General features: G+C 67.0%; 16 protein-coding genes. 12 read left to right on the top strand and 4 right to left on the bottom strand.

Going from position 1 to position 17,127, the window contains the following annotated elements:
* Positions 1 to 16 precede the first annotated feature (16 nt).
* The 3 genes from F2P45_RS09220 (at position 17) to F2P45_RS09210 (ending at position 4,372) form a co-directional block, all read left to right on the top strand.
* On the top strand, positions 17 to 2,125 hold the full coding sequence (locus F2P45_RS09220) for a putative bifunctional diguanylate cyclase/phosphodiesterase (RefSeq protein WP_166873201.1): 2,109 nt from the start codon (positions 17 to 19) through the stop codon (positions 2,123 to 2,125).
* A 167-nt stretch (positions 2,126 to 2,292) separates the two neighbouring features.
* Positions 2,293 to 3,930 carry an RICIN domain-containing protein gene (locus tag F2P45_RS09215; RefSeq protein WP_166873198.1) on the top strand — a complete coding sequence of 546 codons (1,638 nt, stop codon included), beginning with the start codon at positions 2,293 to 2,295 and terminating at the stop codon, positions 3,928 to 3,930.
* A 64-nt stretch (positions 3,931 to 3,994) separates the two neighbouring features.
* Complete coding sequence (locus F2P45_RS09210; protein WP_166873195.1) at positions 3,995 to 4,372, top strand: DUF5071 domain-containing protein; 378 nt, start codon at positions 3,995 to 3,997, stop codon at positions 4,370 to 4,372.
* Positions 4,373 to 4,543: 171 nt separating this feature from the next.
* Here the strand turns inward: F2P45_RS09210 and F2P45_RS09205 are convergent, their stop codons facing one another.
* Together F2P45_RS09205 and F2P45_RS09200 are read right to left on the bottom strand one after the other, a co-directional pair.
* Entirely contained in the window at positions 4,544 to 5,182 is a 639-nt protein-coding gene (locus F2P45_RS09205; protein WP_166873193.1) for a DUF6348 family protein, read from the bottom strand.
* 84 nt (positions 5,183 to 5,266) lie between these two features.
* Positions 5,267 to 5,596, bottom strand: a complete 330-nt coding sequence (locus F2P45_RS09200; protein WP_166873191.1) for a nuclear transport factor 2 family protein — start codon at positions 5,594 to 5,596, stop codon at positions 5,267 to 5,269.
* A gap of 107 nt (positions 5,597 to 5,703) precedes the next feature.
* On the opposite strand from F2P45_RS09200, the gene F2P45_RS09195 reads away from it, so the two are divergent.
* From F2P45_RS09195 to F2P45_RS09185, 3 genes are all read left to right on the top strand, one after another.
* The gene (locus tag F2P45_RS09195; RefSeq protein WP_166873189.1) at positions 5,704 to 6,624 is read left to right on the top strand and encodes a LysR family transcriptional regulator; all 921 of its coding nucleotides are present in this window, start codon (positions 5,704 to 5,706) and stop codon (positions 6,622 to 6,624) included.
* Positions 6,625 to 6,700: 76 nt separating this feature from the next.
* Positions 6,701 to 7,204: a DUF2004 domain-containing protein gene (locus F2P45_RS09190; protein ID WP_166873187.1), complete on the top strand. Its 504-nt coding sequence runs from the start codon at positions 6,701 to 6,703 to the stop codon at positions 7,202 to 7,204.
* Positions 7,205 to 7,246: 42 nt separating this feature from the next.
* Entirely contained in the window at positions 7,247 to 7,996 is a 750-nt protein-coding gene (locus F2P45_RS09185; protein ID WP_166873185.1) for a DUF4303 domain-containing protein, read from the top strand.
* 354 nt (positions 7,997 to 8,350) lie between these two features.
* Here the strand turns inward: F2P45_RS09185 and F2P45_RS09180 are convergent, their stop codons facing one another.
* A complete protein-coding gene (locus tag F2P45_RS09180) occupies positions 8,351 to 9,166 on the bottom strand; it encodes an ATP-grasp domain-containing protein (protein ID WP_166873183.1) in 816 nt (271 codons plus the stop codon).
* Between the two features lies 1 nt (position 9,167).
* Positions 9,168 to 9,866 carry an energy transducer TonB gene (locus tag F2P45_RS09175; protein ID WP_166873181.1) on the bottom strand — a complete coding sequence of 233 codons (699 nt, stop codon included), beginning with the start codon at positions 9,864 to 9,866 and terminating at the stop codon, positions 9,168 to 9,170.
* A gap of 273 nt (positions 9,867 to 10,139) precedes the next feature.
* Here F2P45_RS09175 and F2P45_RS09170 point away from each other — a divergent pair, with 273 nt between their 5' ends.
* From F2P45_RS09170 to F2P45_RS36080, 6 genes are read left to right on the top strand one after another with little or no spacing between them, the layout of a single operon-like run.
* Positions 10,140 to 10,811 (top strand): RDD family protein, encoded by a 672-nt coding sequence (locus F2P45_RS09170; protein ID WP_166873179.1) that lies wholly within the window; start codon positions 10,140 to 10,142, stop codon positions 10,809 to 10,811.
* Positions 10,808 to 11,755, top strand: coding sequence for a stage II sporulation protein M (locus F2P45_RS09165; RefSeq protein ID WP_166873176.1), 948 nt, complete (start codon positions 10,808 to 10,810; stop codon positions 11,753 to 11,755). Before F2P45_RS09170 ends, F2P45_RS09165 begins: the two co-directional genes overlap by 4 nt.
* Positions 11,756 to 11,764: 9 nt before the next feature.
* Positions 11,765 to 13,399: a hypothetical protein gene (locus F2P45_RS09160; RefSeq protein ID WP_166873173.1), complete on the top strand. Its 1,635-nt coding sequence runs from the start codon at positions 11,765 to 11,767 to the stop codon at positions 13,397 to 13,399.
* Positions 13,396 to 14,808: a DUF4350 domain-containing protein gene (locus F2P45_RS09155; protein WP_166873170.1), complete on the top strand. Its 1,413-nt coding sequence runs from the start codon at positions 13,396 to 13,398 to the stop codon at positions 14,806 to 14,808. The genes F2P45_RS09160 and F2P45_RS09155 overlap by 4 nt, the downstream gene beginning before the upstream one ends.
* Positions 14,798 to 15,802, top strand: coding sequence for an AAA family ATPase (locus F2P45_RS09150; RefSeq protein WP_166873167.1), 1,005 nt, complete (start codon positions 14,798 to 14,800; stop codon positions 15,800 to 15,802). Before F2P45_RS09155 ends, F2P45_RS09150 begins: the two co-directional genes overlap by 11 nt.
* Complete coding sequence (locus F2P45_RS36080; protein WP_166873164.1) at positions 15,795 to 17,114, top strand: DUF58 domain-containing protein; 1,320 nt, start codon at positions 15,795 to 15,797, stop codon at positions 17,112 to 17,114. The genes F2P45_RS09150 and F2P45_RS36080 overlap by 8 nt, the downstream gene beginning before the upstream one ends.
* Positions 17,115 to 17,127 lie beyond the last annotated feature (13 nt).

The raw sequence follows: 17,127 nt of genomic DNA, 5'->3' as shown, positions 1-17,127 counted from the left end.
ACCAAACGGACCCATCATGAAACGCCCATGGCAGCGCAACCGCAGGAAACAAACCCTGAGCACCAAGCTCAAATGGGCCAATCTGGTCACCAGCGGCACCGTGATCCTGCTCTCGACCCTGTTCCTGCTCGGAATCCAGAGCTATTTCTTCACCTCGGCCCTGGTACGCCAGACCCAGGCGCAAGCGGCCATGGGCAGCGAAAACATGTCGGCCGCCATGCTGTTCGGCGACCAGCTCGCCGCCAACGAAATCCTGGCCGCCCTGCGCGTGGTGCCGGATGTGCAGTCGGCCGTGGTCTACGACAACGCCAGCGGCCGCTTCGCCAGCTACCTGCGCGACGCCGGCGCGGGGCAGGCACTGCCGCTCGCGCCGCGCCGGGCCAGCGCCAGCGCCAGCGACTCCACCCTGTCCTGGCGCCACGTCACCGTGGCCGCGCCATTGATCGTCCAGCACCAGCGGCTCGGCACGCTCATCGTGCAAAGCTCGCTCGACAGCGTCTACCACCAGCTCGCGCTGTACCTGGCGCTCACCATTCCCGTCATGCTCGCCGTGCTCGCCATCGCCCACCTGGTACTGTCGCGCCTGCAGCGCTTCATCACGGATCCCCTGCGCGCGCTGTCCGACACCAGCGCGCAGATTTCGCGCCTGGGCGACTACGCGATCCGCGCCGAGGTCAGTTCGCTGGCCGATATCGGCATGCTGTCGACCGCGTTCAACACCATGCTCGACCGCATCCAGAAGCGCGAAAGCGAACTGGAGGCCGAAATCAGCGAGCGCAAGCGGGTCGAGGTCAAGCTCGACCGCCTGGCCCACTTCGACAATGTGACCCAGCTGCACAACCGCCACTTCTTCAACGACCGGCTCGAAGCGGTCATCGCGCGCGCCGCGCAGTGCCATGAGCGCGCCGTGGTCATGTTCATCGACCTCGACAACTTCAAGGCCGTCAACGACACGCTCGGGCACGATATCGGCGACGACCTGCTGCGCCTGGTCTCGCGCAGCCTCACCGACACCTTGCGCGCCGGCGACGCCATCGCCCGCATCGGCGGCGACGAGTTCGCCATCATCCTCGAAAACGTGCACCAGATCGAGGATGCCGCCATGGTGGCCGAAAAATGCCTGCTCAAGATTGCCCAGCCGATTGCCATCTCCGGCCACGAGATCCACATCAGCGCCAGCATCGGCATCAGCGTCTATCCGGACCACGCGGCCAACATGCACGAGCTGCTCAAATACGCCGACAGCGCCATGTACTACGCCAAGAACAGCGGCAAGAACGCCTGCCGGCTGTTCACCCACAGCATGCAAGAAGACGCGCGCAAGCGCTTCACGCTCGACAACAACCTGCGCCGCGCGCTCGAACGCAAGGAATTCGTGCTGTACTACCAGCCGCAGATCGACCTGCGCAGCGGCGCCATCTGCGGCGCCGAAGCGCTGATCCGCTGGATCCATCCCGACCTTGGCATGATCAGCCCGGCCGACTTCATTCCCGTGGCCGAAGAAACCGGCATGATCGTGGCGATCGGCGAATGGGTGCTGCGCGAAGCCTGCCACGAGCTGCGCGCCTGGCATGACGACGGCCACGCCATCCGCATGTCGATCAACCTGTCCGGGCGCCAGCTGAGCGAAGACGGGCTGGTCGCCTCGGTGCTGGCCATCGTCGACGACAGCGGCATCGACACCCGCTGGCTGGAACTGGAATTGACCGAAAGCATGCTGATGGACGCCTCGGCCAGCGTGATCGACAAGCTGCACACGCTCAAGCGCGCCGGCATCGCGCTGGCGATCGACGACTTCGGCACCGGCTACTCGTCGATGAGCTACCTCAAGACCTTCCCGGTCAGTGCGCTGAAGATCGACCGCAGCTTCGTGCAGGACCTGCCGCACAGCACCGAAGACGCGGCCATCACCCGCGCCATCATCGCCCTTGCCCGGAGCCTGAAAATGGAAACCGTGGCAGAAGGCATCGAAACGCAGGAACAAGGGGAATTTTTACGCGCCAACGGCTGCGACAAGGCGCAGGGCTATCACTACGGCAAACCGCTGCCGGCGGCGCAGATCCGGGAATTGCTCCGGCGCGGCAAGCATGAGGAGCTCGACCGCGCCCTGCCCTGCAGCGCGTGATCCGGGAGGCGCGCCAACGCAGGCATACGAATACGGCATGGCTGACGAGAAAATGCATATATTTATATGCATAACTTTGCTGATAGCATCGTTTTCTTTTCATTTCGCCAACACAAGCGAACCCCTTGCGTAGCCCGATTGACAACTCATCCCGGAGTTCTGCCCCCATGACCGATTTTCCTGTTCCAGACGCGCCGCAACTGCTTACCGCGCGCCTGCTTCCCGCGCGCCGTCTGACCTCCCTGGCCGCCTCGCTCGCCATTCCCCTGTGCCTGCTGGCCAACCCGGCCAGCGCCGCCAATTGCAACGCCGCCGTGGTCAATGGCGGGGTGTACAGCATCGTCAACGCCGCCTCCGGCAAAGCGCTCGACGTGGTGGCCGCTTCGACCCAGGGTGCGGCCGAAGTCCAGCAGTGGGGCTACGGCGCCAGCGCCCACCAGCAATTCACGCTGCGCGACGCCGGCAACGGTTACTGGACCATGCAGGCAAAACACAGCGGCCTGCTGCTCGACGTGCTGAACCTGTCGGCCAGCGACGGCGCCCGCATCATCCAGTGGAACGCCAGCGGCGCCCAGAACCAGCAATGGCTGCTCAAGAAATCGAGCGGCGGCGGCTACAACGTCGTCGCCCGCCACTCCAGCAAGTCGCTCACCGTGGCCGACAACAACAGCGGCACGCGCGCCTACCAGGCCACCGATACCGGCAGCGGCCTGCAACGCTGGTTCTTCAACCCCACCAATGGTTCCTGCGGCGCGACGGCGCAAGCCGCTCCCGACGGCTTCGCGGCCCAGCCCGGCGCCGACGGCTTGAGCAGCACCACCGGCGGCGGCAACAGCGCGCCAGTGACGGTGACCTCGTGCAGCGCCCTGAGCGGCGCCCTGCAATCGAGCGCCGCCGCCGTGATCCAGATTCCCGCCGGCACCACCATCGATTGCCGCACCGCCATGCGTTCCGAAAGCACCTGCGCGGTGGCCTGCCCGACCTACCAGGACCCGGGCAAGAGCACCTACCGGATCCCGGTCGGCGCCCAGAGCTGCAAGGAACTCGGCTCGACCAGCGAAACGCGCTTCATGCGTGCGCGCGATGAAACCGCGATCCGGGTCGGCTCCAACAAAACCCTGGTCGGCCTGAACAAGGATGCGCGCATCATCGGCGCCAGCCTCAATCTCTCCGGCGCCAAGAACGTCATCATCCGCAACCTGGCCATCGAAAACATCAACCCCGGCCTGGTCGAAGGCGGCGACGGCATCACCATCAGCAAGTCGAGCCACGTCTGGGTCGACCATGTGCGCTTCAACCTGATCAGCGACGGCCACATCGACATCCAGGACAGCAAGAACGTGACCCTGAGCTGGAACCGGTTCGACGGCACCAACCCGGCCGTATGCGGCAACCAGCACCACTACACCAACGCCTTCAGCAACTCGCAGGTGACCCTGCACCACAACTTCTGGAACAAGACCTCCGGCCGCAATCCGAAGCTCGACGGCGCCGCCTCGCGCACCCACCTGTTCAATAACTACTGGCTGGACGTGCCCTACTTCGCCATCGGCGCCGGCGCCGGGGCCCAGGTCAAAATCGAAGGCAACTTCTTCGCCAACACCGCCAAGCCGCATTGGACCAGCAACAACGACGCCTTCATCGACGCCAACATCGCCTCCAACCGCTACACCGGCAAGTCGGCCACCGATCCGGACAAAGATAGCGGCGCCAAAGTATTTGGCGACACCCCCCTGTTCCCGTACAAGCTCGACAACGTGGACAACCTGCCGGCCGCCCTGACCGGCGGCACCGGCGCGCGCTGACCGTCAGCGCTCGCTCATGTTACCGTTGCCGCTGTTGCCGGCAACGGCGTCCAGCCCATACCCCATGCTCCCGACCTCGCCCTTGATTCCCGACGATAAGCACGACCTCGACGCCGTGCAGGCGGCCATCGCAGCCGGCTGGCCCGCCGTGCTCCCCGTGCTGCCCGCCCTGCTGGAGTGGATGCGGGATACGAACTGGCCGGTGGCCAAGCCACTCGCGCCGTTCCTGGCGAGCATCGGCGCGCCGCTCGCGCCCGCCATCAGGCAAGTGTTCGATGGCGATGACGGCATCTGGAAAACCAACCTCATCCGCCAGGTGCTCATGCGCTCGCCGGCCCTGCGCGCTGCGCTGGCCGCCGACCTGCGCCGCCTCGCCGCCTACCCGAACGCAGCGGAACGCGCCGAAGAGGTCGACCAGGCCGCGCTGGAAGCGCTGGGCTAGTGTCCCGAGTTGGAAATTCGTTGATGATTAAACATGGCGAAATCGCACCGAGACAAGGAACAAAGCGCAGACAGGCAAATGCCTGGCGAGCATTTGTGACGCGGTATCGGCGCGATTATCGCCATATTTATTCAACGAATTTCTGACTCGGGACACTGGGCTGGCCTGCGCCTACCCCGGCGCGACGCGGCGCAGCACCATGAAGGTGCGCACCGTGTAGTAGTGCTCGGACGGCGTCCAGGCGCAGCCTTCCAGCGCACGCAGGCCGTCGTCCCACGGCTCGCCGTTGTTGAGCGCCTCGAAGGTGAATGTGCCGTCGTCGTTGCCAAAGAAAAAACGCAACCAGTGGATCTCGGCCGGCAAGCTCGCTTGCCTGATGCACTCCTCGATGCGCTCCGGCAGCTCCGGCGGAAAGTGCGCCGTGCCGCGTGCCAGGAAGGGGCCAAGATACGCCGTGCAGGCGCCGTCGCGCGTAGCGAGCACCTCGGTGCATACCTGCTCCTCCTGGTCGCGCCCCCACAGCGCGGCCAGCAGCACATGGAAGGCGTTTTCCGTAAACTTGACGAAGCCATCGTCGATGCCGTCGTCGCCGGTTCCCATGCCGGAGCAGGCCTCCTGGAACTCCTGGCCATCGGGCATCAGGACACGCACATTGAACACGCCCGAAAACCCGTTGCGGTTCGGGTACCACTCGGCACGGATGGCCGGGCGCCGCCCTTCCGGCAGCACCCAGCCGTCAAGCACCTCGCTCGACATCCCATGCCCCTCGAACAAGACCTGCAAATACCTGCTGTCGACCGGGATGGACATGGCGCCGCTTTCACTCGTGTTGAAGAAGCGCCATCATAGGCCATGTTAAGATTAATGCAACATCCGGCCCGGCGCAGGCATCGCTCACGGCGTGATCGCCAGGGCCGCGATGCCGGACTCGCCGAGCGTGAAATGATAATGCAGCGGCAGCGGGCTGCCCGGGAAGTTCCCGCTCACATCGGCGGTGACGACCACGTCCGCGCCGTCGTCGCGCACCGTGCGCGGGGTGGCCACGGCCCCGTAGCGGCGCTGCGAGGCGCTGGCCCAGGCGGCGATCGCCGCGCGCCCATGGATGGTGTGTCCCTCGTCGCGCACGCTGGCCTCAGGCGCGAAACACAAGGCAAGCTGGTCTGAATCGGCGGCATTCGCAGCCGCAAAGTAGGTAGCAATCGGAGTGGCAAGCTGAAGTGTCATGGTGTTTCCCCTTGATGTGTCGAAAGAGCTTCCATCGTAGCTGGCGCGATCATCAATAAAAAGAGCATAATGCTTCATAGCCTTTGCACTTCCAGTTCACAATCACAATGACAGACTCTTCCTTCGACGGCTTGCGCGCCTTTCTTGCCGTTGCCGACCTGAACAGCTTCACGGCCGCCGCCGCCCGCCTCGGGGTGACCACCACCGCCGTCAGCAAGGCGGTCAAGCTGCTCGAAGCGCGCCACGGCGCCGTCCTGCTGCGGCGCACCACCCGCAGCGTGGCCCTGACCGAAGCCGGCGCCGCGCTCGCGGGCATGCTGCGCGGCGCGGTCGGCCAGATCGACGATGCCTTCGCCACCTTGCACGCCTCCAACGGCCGGCCCAGCGGCACCTTGCGCCTGACCATGCCGCGCGCGCTGGGCGCCTTGAGCATTGCCCCGCTGGCCGAACGGTTCCGCCAGCGCTGCCCGGACGTCACGCTCGATATCGCGCTCGACGATGGCACGGTCGACCTGGTCGCGGCCGGATTCGATGCCGGCATCCGGCTCGGCCAGTCGGTGGACCAGGACATGGTCGCTGTCCGCCTCAGCGCCGACCTGCGCTGGTCGGTGCTGGCCGCGCCCGCCTACCTGGCGCGCTGCGGCCGTCCGGACACACCCGAAGCGCTCACGGCGCACCACAGCTTGCGCTACCGCTTCCCCGATTCCGGCGCGCTGCATCGCTGGGGCTTCGTGCGCGACGGCCAGGCCTTCCACGTCGACACGCGCGGCGGCGTGATCGTCAACGACACCACCCTGATCCGCCAGTTTGCGCTGGCCGGCATGGGCCTGGCGTACTTGCCCGACATGGAAGCGGCTGCCGATATCGAGGCCGGCCGGCTCGAACGGGTGCTGGCGCCATTCGTGCCAACCACCAGCGGGCTGTTCCTCTACTTTCCGGTGCGGACCCAGCATCAGCCCAAGCTGCGCGCTTTCATCGACCTGGCCCGCGAGCAGGCGGGACAGGCCGGCATCCCAGATTGGGCGTGACAGAAGCGGGCGCGGCCTGCATACTTCTTGCCGAAACAGGCTTGCCCGCGCCACGGCGCTATTTATCAGGAAATCCATGACCACGATCTCGCTTCCCCTGCTCGGCCAGGCCGGCTTTCCGGATGCCGGGGCCCCGGACTGGTGGCACGAGGCCGACTCGCCGCTGGGCAGATTGCGCATCGACTTCCACGCCCGGGACGGCCACGCCATCGGCGGCGTGGCGGCGCAAGCGGCGCCCATGCTGGCGGACGTCGCCGCGCTCGACGCCGGCGCCCGCGCAAGCATCCGCGCCGACTTCGCCAGCGGCGAACGGGCACGCAGCTTCCGTTTTCTTGAGTACCATCTGGACGAATGCTCCACCGGCGAACTGGCCGCCTGCTTCGGCAGCGGCGTGAAGCACGCGATCGGCGTGGACCAGCTACTGGCCGCGCTGCGCCTCAAACGCATCGGCTTTTACTGGGAAAGCGACGACACCTACATGGTGCTCGACTACCGGCTGGCCGGCATGGCGAGCGACCAGATCATCGTGGTGTACGCCGACCTCGACGGCACCGTCACCTCGGTCCAGATGGAAAGCTGACGCTTCCCCCACATTCTCCACTATCAAATCAGACACGCAACAATGACAACCAACTGGTCGCTTTTCCACAAACACATCGGCGCCAAACCGCGCCAGTTCTTCGAAGTCCGCCTGCTTGGCAACGCCGTCTGGCACGCCACCGGCATGGCCGAAACCTGGGGCACGGACGGCCTCGACGAACTGGCCAGCCCGGCCGCCGCTCAGGCGCGCTACGACGCCTTGTGCGGCGAGGCCGTGGCCGCCGGCTTCACGCTCTCGCGCCAGCTCGAGATCGACCTGAACCGGCTTGACGCCGCCCTGCTGGCGGCCGAAATCCGCGACGGCGCCCGCAAGGCCTTCAACGCCATGCGCGCGGCCCATCCGGACCAGGCCATGAACGGCTTCGCCCTGATGAGCGACGAAAGCGCCATGACCATCGTCCCGGTCGCCAACAGCGAAGAGGCGCTGGCCGAAGACGGCGGCGGCGACGACATGCGCTGGGCGCCGCAGGAATGGTCGTTCTTCGAAGAAGGCGCCTACCTGGACATTGCCTACCGCATGATCCTGCCCTACCACCGCGACCTACCCAACGAGGTCGACATCGACGCCCTGCGCGCCTGGGTCTTCGGCGCCTGCGCCGAGGCGCTGCGCCAGCTGGCCGACGACGGCGTGTTCGGCAGCGGCGCCGAGCGCGACGCGGTGTCGGTCGTATTCTGCGTGGCCGATGGCGACTGCAGCGACGACGTCATCGAGCCGCTCAACAGCCCCGCCTCCGCCAGCCGCTTCGCAGCCTACCGCGCCACCTGGAGATAAGCGCCCTCAGCGCCTTTTCGTTTCGCTTCGTCCCTTTTCTTTTTTGAAGCGGGAAGCGGGGTCAGAGCTCTGACTCGAAACATTGAAGCGGGGTCAGAGCTCTGAAGCGGGGTCAGAGCTCTGACTCGAAACATTGTTAAGCAGCCCGATCAACAAACCGAAGCGGGGTCAGAGCTCTGACTCGAAACATTGTTAAGCAGCCCGATCAACAAACCGGCTGTTTTACATGCCGATTGGAGTAGTTTGGCGAAATACGACGGCCATGCGCGATCTTGAAGGTTTTTAGATTTTGCAAAATTTCAAGTCAGAGCTCTGACCCCGGTTGGGAAACGAAAGCCGGCGCCGAAGGAAGAATCAGGCGTCGATGCGCGCCAGCAGTGCGCGCCACAGCAGTTGCGGGGCGATGCCGGCGTAGCCGGATTCCTGGGCGTCGTTGCATTCGATGACGATCCAGCGCCCGTCGGCCGTCCTGGCCACGTCGACCACCAGGAACGGCACCGCCACCAGCGCGGCGGCTTGCGCGGCGAGAGCGCGCCCGGCATGCTCGTCGGCGCAGGCGTACGGCGCCACCTGGTTCCAGTAGCGCCCCCAGCCCACGCAGTGTCCGTGCCACCAGAACGAGCGGTATTCGACCGAGGGCCGGACCTTTCCGGCCACCTGCCCAGGCACCGCTTCGAGCGCCACGAATTCGCGGATCACCGGCTTTTGCCAGTGCAGGATCGGATCGGCGCGGTACAGCTGCGCCGCCACCGCGTAGTGCGCGCGGCTGCGGATCACCGACAGCTCGGGATTGTGCTTGCTGGTCTGGCGCGAGCCTTTCATGAACACCGGCCACGCGAACCCGGCTTCGATCGCGTCGGCCGATGGCAGGCTGTCGAACACCTCGGTGCGCGGGGTGAGCGCGCCGAGCAGCGGGTACCAGGCTTCCAGTTCGCTGGCGCGCACGTGCTCCTGCGGCGAATTGACCAGCCGTAGCCCCATGGCCAGTTTGTCGTCGAACTCGGCCGCGTAATCGGCAATCGGGCCGATCCGCAGCACGCAGCTTTCTTCTCCGTCGATCCGGTACGGATGGGTGCAGGCGACGTGCAGGCCGATGTCGAAGTCGTAGGCGGCCACGCCGGCCGGCTCGCTGATGACGATCAGTTTGTTTTCAAGGCGCGCGATGTCCAATTCAGCTCTCGACGACGCGGCCGGTCATGCTGGCGCTGCGCTCGCCGGGAGTGTCGTCGTCATCGAAGCGGCACGAGCGGACGAAGTCGAGCGCCTCCGCCACCAGCGCCGGCGGCTGTCCCTCGGCTTCAGCCACCACGCGCCCGGGCACGCCGCCCTCGCCCACCAAGAAGCGTACCAGCACGCCACTGGCGCTGCCCGGCGCCGCATTGGACGCCGTAGCGGACGCCATGCCGGACGCCAGCGCGTCCGGGACAAAGCGCGCAAAATGCGCCGAGGGCCGGCAGCTGCCGACGAGCAGCCGCGGCGCCACGCCGGCCGCGCCGTCGAGCTTCCAGGCGAACTGCATCGGATACGGCCCGGCGCGTTCGGCCGCGTCCAGTCCGGCCTTGAAACGGCAGGCGCCAATGCCGCGCAGGGCCGCGTCGTCGAGCACGCTCCAGCCGCTGCTGCGCAGCAAGCGCGCACGCTCGACCGCACCGTCGGCCCCGATCGCGAACGACACCGTGCTGCTGCCCTGCAAATCGTACAGCAGCGCGTCGCGCGGCCACGCCGGCAGCGGACAACTGCCGGCATCGGCCAGCAAATGGCGCGGAAACGCCAGCGTAGCGGACGGCGATGCCGCATGCTTGTCCGGCACTTGCGCCACCGAGGCCGCGGCGGCGGCAATACACACGCCAATAATCAGTTTTCTATTCAAAAAGTCCACCCGATAATCTGTGACGCGACCCGCGCGGGCGCAGTATACTCGCAGCGTCGGTCACCGGCACGCCTTGCACCGATGTCACGAAAAAGCCCGCAACATGACAGCAAAAGTGGTCCATTCCCAACAAATGCGCTGTGATTTTCACATTTTTGCCATGCTTACATCGTTTCTTGGTTACAATAAATACATCCTACAGTAAATTTAACACGGTATAAGCATGGCGGTCATCACTTCAGTCGCATTCGCGCAGCGCAAAGAGGCATACGCTTGCTAGACGGCCGCCTGTCCCTGACCACGCCCGAAGGCGTGAGCCTGCAACTGACGCCCGCCGGCCCCTTCCTGCGCGCGGCCGCCTGGCTGATCGATGTCGTGGTCTGGCTGCTGTTTTGCGGGCTGGCCCAGCTGATCACGCCCAGCGGCAAATTCGGCAGCGGCCTGTTCCTGGTCATCCTGTTCGTCTCCTACTGGGGCTATCCGATCATCAGCGAAGTGTATTTCAATGGCCGCACGCTGGGCAAGCGCGCGCTCGGCCTGGAAGTGGTGCGCAGCGACGGCTTGCCGGTCGGCTGGCGCGAATCGACCCTGCGCAACCTGCTGCTGGTGGCCGACTTCCTGCCGTTCCTGTACGCCACCGGCCTGGTGTGCATGCTGTTCGATGCGCGCTTTCGCCGCCTGGGCGACATCGTGGCCGGCACCCAGGTCATCTATGTCGAAAAACCCATGCCGCGCCCGACCCCGCCGTCGGCCGAACCGCTGCCGCTGCCCTTCCCGCTCAGCCCGGACCAGCAGCGCACCCTGGTCGACCTGTTCGAACGCGAAAACCGCCTGCCGCTCGACCGCATGGCCGAGCTGGGCACCATCGCCGAACCGCTGACCGGCGCCCAGGGCGCCGATTCGGTCGAACGCATGCGCGGCTACGTGGCAGGCTTTAACAAATGAAACAGCAACAGTTCGAAGCCGACCACGCCGCCCTCTGGACCGAAATCAGCGCCCTGCTCGAGGGCGCCGGTACCGACCAGCGCGCGCTGCCGGCCCTGTACCGCCGCCTGTGCCAGTGCCTGGCGCTGTCGAGCCAGCGCGGCTATTCGCCGGCCCTCACCGATTATCTGCAAAAACTGGTCGGCGCCTGCCACCGGCGCCTGTACGGCACCGCGATCGAGCGCCCCAACACGCTGGTGCGCTGGATGCTGGTCGATTTCCCGTGCCGCGTGCGCGCCGAATGGCGCTTGCTGCTGCTGACCTGCCTGGCCTTTTTCGGGGTCGCGCTCGGCGTCGGCCTGCTGGTCTGGTTCAAGCCGCAGTGGGCCTACAGCTTCGCCTCGGCCAGCCAGCTGGCCGACTATCGCGAGATGTACCAGCCGGGCCGCACCAGCGTCGGACGCGGCGGCAGCGAGGGCGATGTGATGATGTTCGGCCACTACATCTGGAACAATGTCTCGATCGGCTTTCGCACCTTCGCCGGCGGCATCTTCGGCGGCATTCCAGCCCTCGTCAGCGTCGCTTTCAACGGTATGCACCTGGGCGTGATCGCCGCCTGGCTGAGCCGCGACCCGGCCACCGCGCACCAGTTCTGGTCGTTCGTGATCACCCACGCCAGCGTCGAAGTCACCGGGCTGCTGCTGTGCGGCATGTCGGGCATCCGCCTCGGGCTGGCGCTGATCCATCCGGGCCGCCGCACGCGCGCCCACGCCCTGTACGAAACCAGCCAAACCATGTTCCCGGTGATCGTCGGCGGCAGCCTGATGACCTTCCTGGCCGCCTTCATCGAAGCCTTCTGGTCGGCCTCGAGCGTGGTACCGATCAATGTCAAATACGCCGTCGGCGGCACCTGCTGGGTGCTGGTGATCGGATTTTTCCTGTTCGCCGGCCGCGGCAAGCAATAAGAGGCCGCCATGCAAATCGATAAACTGCAGATCGAACTGCGCCCGCGCACGAATGCCCAGGCGCTCGACCTGGGCTTTTCCCTGCTGCATTCGCACGCCAGCGCCGCCTACATGTCCTTCCTGGTCCTGTGGCTGCCGCTGCTGGCGCTGTGCGCCGCGCTCACCGTCTGGCTGCCCGACCTGGGCTGGGCCTGGATCTTGCTGGCGTGGTGGTTCAAGCCCCTGCTCGAACGCGCGCCGCTGTACGTGCTCTCGCGCCAGGTGTTCGGCACCACCGTCACCTGGCAGGAAGCGGTGCGCGCCTGGCCGCGCCAGATCGGCGGCGGCGCCTTTCGCCTGCTTACCTGGGGCCGTCCGTTCAGCCCCGGACGCGGCCTGTCGCATCCGGTCTGGATGCTCGAAGGCGCGCGCGGACGCGTCGCCAACCTGCGCCGCGCCACGCTCGGCAACAACGGCACCGCCTCCTCGGCCGCCTGGTTCGGCATTGTCTGCTCCCACCTCGAAATGGTGCTGCAACTCGGCGTGCTCGGCTTCATCGGGATTTTCATCAGCGACGGCAAAACCACCAACCCGTTCATCCTGTACGTCACCGCCGACGGCGCCGCCCCGCAGACCATGGCGGTGGCCTTGATGACCCTGGGCGCCTTCGGCATGGCCACCGCCATCATGGCGCCGGTCTACACCGCCTGCTGCTTCACCCTGTACCTGAACCGGCGCGCCAGCATGGAAGCGTGGGATATCGAAATCAAGCTGCGCCAGATGAAGCGTCCGGCCGCGCGCACGCGCGCCGCGCCGGTCCTGTCGGCCCTGCTGGCGCTGGCCGGCGCCGGCGTGCTGCTGTCGGCCGCCAGCCTGCCGCTGCCGGCCCTCGCCGCCCCGGCCGCCGCCACCGCGCCCGCCGCAGCAGTTGCCGGCCCCGCCAAGTGCGAACCGCCCAAGGACGGCCCGCGCCGGCCCGAACGCGGTCCGCTGCTGGCACCGGAACAAGCGGGCGTGCGCAAGCAGATCGACCAGCTGTACGCCACGGACGACCTGCGCGGCTACGCTTGCACCGAAATCTGGCGCATGAAGGAAAAGAGCAAGGAGCCGGAGAAAAAGAAAGATGACAAGGACGAGGACTTCAATTTCCCGTCGGTCAACTTTAACTTTGCCGCCGACATCTTCAAAATGGTGGTCATCGCGCTGGCCATCGGCCTGGTGGGCTGGCTGCTGTACCGCTACCGCCACCATCTGCCGGCGTTCGAACGCGCCGCCAAGGTGCGCGTGGCCACCGAAATCGGCGGCCTGAACATCCGCGCCGAATCGCTGCCGCCCAACGTCACCGACGAAGTGCGCGCCTTCTGGGCCAGGGGCGAGCAGCGCGCCGCGCTGGCGCTGCTGTACCGCGCCACCCTGTCGCGCCTGGTGACCGAGGATGCGCTGGCCCTGCGCCAGGGCAATACCGAAGGCGACTGCCTGCGCCTGGCGCGCCAGGCCGAGCAGCGCGGGCGGCTGGCGCGCGCACGGCTCGACGTGGCCGACAGCGCCACCACGCTCTGGCTGAACGGCGCCTACGCCGCGCGCTGGCCGGGCGACGACGTCCTGCTGGCCTGCTGCGCCGCATGGGACGCCCAGTTCGGCGCGGTACGCGAGGTGACGCCATGAGCGACAGCGCAAAAGGCATCCTGATCGCCTTCGTCCTGCTCATCCTCGGCGCCTTCGGCTATTGGTGGTGGCACGAAAACATGGAACTGCGCTGGACCTCGGTGGAGCACGAGTCGGCTGCGGCCGCGGCCGACCCGATGCTGGCCGCCACGCGCCTGTTGCGCCAGAACGGCCGCAGCGTTACCGGCGCCGGCTCGCTGGGCGAACTGGTGGTGCCCCAGACCGCTGGCGGCACCATGATCGTCAGCGGCGCTTCCGGCACGGCCACGCCCGACCAGGCCCGCGAATTGCTCGAGTGGGTGCGGCGCGGCAACACGCTGATCGCCGAACCGCGCTGGATCAAGCCGGCCGAAGAAGCGCTGATCGCCTACAGCGACGAAGAGCAAGCGGAACACGAGGCGGGAGAAGAGTCGGAAGAAGCGACCGAAGAAGCGACCGAAGAAGAAGCGGAACCGCAAGCGGCGGCCGGCGAAGACGCCAGCACCACCGATGAAGCGCCGGCGGCTGACGCGGCGGACGAGGAAAAGACCGCCGAAGAAACGACTGATGACGAAGCCGACCACGACATCGACCCGCTCACCGACCACCTCGGCGTGCGCGCGCGCCCCGATGCGCTGGCCTGCAAGTGCCGCACCGAGCCGGACGAGAAGGACAAGAACAAGCCGGAAGCGATGGCCAAGGCCAGGCTGGCGCGCGAACAGGCGCTCAGCCATCTGACCCTGCCCGGCAAGCAGTACGCGCTCGAACTCGACGCCGGGACCACCGAAATGGTCAGCCTGGTCGGCGCTGCCGCCCCCCTGTGGAGCGACGACGATGGCGGCGCCGTGCGCGTGTACGGCGAAGGCAAGGGCCGCATCGTGCTGGTCGCGAACGGCTTCTTCACCAACAGCAAGCTGCCGGAGCGCGACCACGCCCAGCTGCTGCTGGCGCTGACCGAACTCACGCCGGGCAAGCACGTCACCATCGTCAAGCGCCTCAACGTGCTGCCGTGGTACAAGGCGCTGTGGCGCCATTACCAGCTGGCCCTGGTCAGCCTGGCGGTTTGCCTGGCGCTGCTGTTCTGGAGCGCGGTGCGCCGCTTCGGCCCGATCCTGCCGGCGCCCAAGGCCGAACGGCGCTCGCTGCTCGAACATATCGACGCCTCCGGCGCCTGGCTGTGGAAAGCCGACGGCGGGCGCCAGATGCTGCTCGAAGCGGCGCGCGACGACACCCTGGCCCTGATCCGGCGCCGCGTCCCGGCCCTGTTCCGCATGCCCGAGGGCGAGCTGTTCGCCACCCTGGCGCGCACCTGCGCCATCCCTGAAGCCGACGTCAGCGAAGCCCTGCAGCAGGATGCCGCCAGCCACGTCACCCGATTCACACGCCAGATCCGCACCCTACAAACACTGAGAAATCACTATGAACGATAGCATCGCCAGCAGCGCCGCCAGCGCCATTCCGGCCGACCGTCTGACCCAGGCGATCGGCATCGTCCAGCGCATGCGCGAGGAAATCCGCAGCGCCGTGATCGGCCAGCAGGCCGTCGTCGACCAGGTGCTGGCCTGCTGCCTGGCCGGCGGCCATGTGCTGATCGAAGGCGTGCCGGGCCTCGGCAAGACCTTGCTGGTCAAGGCCCTGGCCAAGACCTTCTCGGGCGACTTTTCGCGCATCCAGTTCACCCCCGACCTGATGCCGGCCGACGTCATGGGCCACGCCGTCTACGACATGAAGACCCAGTCCTTCAGCGTGCGCAAGGGCCCGGTGTTCTCGCACCTGCTGCTGGCCGACGAAATCAACCGCGCCCCGGCCAAGACCCAGTCCTCGCTGCTCGAAGTGATGCAGGAGCGCCAGGTGACGATCGAAGGCGAATCGCACCAGCTGCCGCCGCCGTTCATGGTGCTGGCCACCCAAAATCCCCTGGAAAACGAAGGCACCTACCCGCTGCCGGAAGCGCAGCTGGACCGCTTCCTGATCAAGGTGCGGATCGACTACCCGAGCGTCGAGGAAGAAGAACAGATGCTTCGCATGGTCACGCGCGACCGCGTCGGCGACGGCCTGGATGTGAACCAGGTGGCCACCCTGGTCAAGCCCGAAACCATCGTCGTGCTGCAGCAGCTGGTGGCCAAGATCCGCGTCGACGATGCGGTTTCCGCCTACGCCGTGCGGCTGGTGCGCGCCACGCGCGACTGGCCCGGGATCGCCATCGGCGCCGGTCCGCGCGGGTCCATTGCGCTGGTGCGCATGGCGCGCGCCATGGCCTTGACCTGCGGACGCGATTACGTCACGCCCGACGACATCAAGTCGGCCGCCCTGCCCGTGCTGCGCCACCGCATCGCGGTATCCCCGGAAAGCGAACTCGATGGCCTCTCCAGCGACGACCTGCTGCTTGGCCTGATCGAAGAAATCGCCGCTCCGCGTGGCTGACGCCTTGATGCCGTCGCGCACCCTGCTGGCCCTGGCCGGCGGCTGGGCGCTGCTGGGCGCGGCCGCCAGCCATGTGCCGGCGCTGGTGCCGCTGTGGCAGGGCGCCGGGCTGGCCGCGCTGGTGGCCGCCTGCGCCGACGCCTGGATCTCGCGCACCACGCCGCACGTACGCATCGAGCGCGAGCTGGCCGGCGTGTGGCCGGTCGGGACCTGGAACAAGGTCACGCTCAAGCTCCATAACGAAGGCACGCGCGCGCTCGCGCTCGACCTGTACGACGACTATCCGGCCGGCTGGGGCATGCAGGGCCTGCCGCACACCAGCGCGATCGCGCCCGGCGCCTACGCCGCCGTCACCTATACCCTGTGCCCCGACCAGCGCGGCCCGGCCGGTTTTGGCGCGGCCCACCTGCGCGTGCGCTCGCCGCTGCGCCTGTGGCAGCGCTTGCACCGCCTGGGCGAGCAATCGCACATCAAGGTCTTCCCCGACTTTTCCAAGCTGCTCGGGCACACCCTCTCGGCGACCGACCGGCGCGCGCCGGCGGCCGGCGCGATCCGCAAGCGCCGCCGCGGCGAAGGCACCGACTTCCGCCAGCTGCGCGAATACCGCGACGGCGACAGCATGCGCTCGATCGACTGGAAGGCGACCGCGCGGCGCCAGAAGCCGATCACCCGCGAATACCAGGAAGAACGCGACCAGCAAGTCGTGTTCCTGCTCGACACCGGGCGCCGCATGCTGGCGCGCGACGACGTCACCACCCACTTCGACCACGCACTGAACGCCGTGCTCACGCTCGGCTTCCTGGCGCAAAAACAGGGCGACGCGGTCGGCCTGATGACCTTCGGCGGCGAAGAGACGCGCTGGCTGGCCCCGAGCAAGGGCCGCAACGGGCTCGATCGCCTGCTGGCCGGGGTGTACGACGTGCAGCCGGCCGAGATGGCGCCCGACTACCTGCAAGCGGCCAGCAACCTGCTCAATCGCCTGAGCAAGCGCGCCTTTGTCGTCATCATCACCAACCTGCGCGACGAAGACGACACGGCGCTGCGCTCGGCCTGCGAGCTGATGTCGAGCAAGCACCTGGTGATCTGCGCCAGCCTGCGCGAAAAAGTCATGGACGGCACCCGCGCGAAACAGGTCGACACCTTCGCCAGCGCCCTGCGCTACAGCGCCACGGTGCACTACCTGCAGCAGCGGCGCGACGCCATCCGGCGCCTCGGCATCCGCGCCGAGCGCCTGATCGACATCACCCCCGACCAGCTCAGCGCCGCGCTGGTGAACCGCTACCTCGACATCAAGGAAAGCGGCCAGCTGTAGGCGGCCGGGTGCG

The sequence above is a fragment of the Massilia mucilaginosa genome (assembly GCF_011682145.1).
In the GTDB taxonomy this organism is placed as follows: Bacteria; Pseudomonadota; Gammaproteobacteria; order Burkholderiales; family Burkholderiaceae_D; genus Telluria_A; species Telluria_A mucilaginosa.
Note: the sequence above shows the minus strand (reverse complement) of the source record. Positions and strands in the feature narration are given on the sequence as shown.

What these genes read in the sequence shown, in the direction of transcription:
- F2P45_RS09220 (WP_166873201.1), top strand. Translation starts at nt 17, where the DNA reads ATGAAACGCCCATGGCAGCGCAACCGCAGGAAACAAACCCTGAGCACC.
- F2P45_RS09215 (WP_166873198.1), top strand. Translation starts at nt 2,293, where the DNA reads ATGACCGATTTTCCTGTTCCAGACGCGCCGCAACTGCTTACCGCGCGC.
- F2P45_RS09210 (WP_166873195.1), top strand. Translation starts at nt 3,995, where the DNA reads ATGCTCCCGACCTCGCCCTTGATTCCCGACGATAAGCACGACCTCGAC.
- F2P45_RS09205 (WP_166873193.1), bottom strand. Translation starts at nt 5,182, where the DNA reads ATGTCCATCCCGGTCGACAGCAGGTATTTGCAGGTCTTGTTCGAGGGG.
- F2P45_RS09200 (WP_166873191.1), bottom strand. Translation starts at nt 5,596, where the DNA reads ATGACACTTCAGCTTGCCACTCCGATTGCTACCTACTTTGCGGCTGCG.
- F2P45_RS09195 (WP_166873189.1), top strand. Translation starts at nt 5,704, where the DNA reads ATGACAGACTCTTCCTTCGACGGCTTGCGCGCCTTTCTTGCCGTTGCC.
- F2P45_RS09190 (WP_166873187.1), top strand. Translation starts at nt 6,701, where the DNA reads ATGACCACGATCTCGCTTCCCCTGCTCGGCCAGGCCGGCTTTCCGGAT.
- F2P45_RS09185 (WP_166873185.1), top strand. Translation starts at nt 7,247, where the DNA reads ATGACAACCAACTGGTCGCTTTTCCACAAACACATCGGCGCCAAACCG.
- F2P45_RS09165 (WP_166873176.1), top strand. Translation starts at nt 10,808, where the DNA reads ATGAAACAGCAACAGTTCGAAGCCGACCACGCCGCCCTCTGGACCGAA.
- F2P45_RS09160 (WP_166873173.1), top strand. Translation starts at nt 11,765, where the DNA reads ATGCAAATCGATAAACTGCAGATCGAACTGCGCCCGCGCACGAATGCC.
- F2P45_RS09155 (WP_166873170.1), top strand. Translation starts at nt 13,396, where the DNA reads ATGAGCGACAGCGCAAAAGGCATCCTGATCGCCTTCGTCCTGCTCATC.
- F2P45_RS09150 (WP_166873167.1), top strand. Translation starts at nt 14,798, where the DNA reads ATGAACGATAGCATCGCCAGCAGCGCCGCCAGCGCCATTCCGGCCGAC.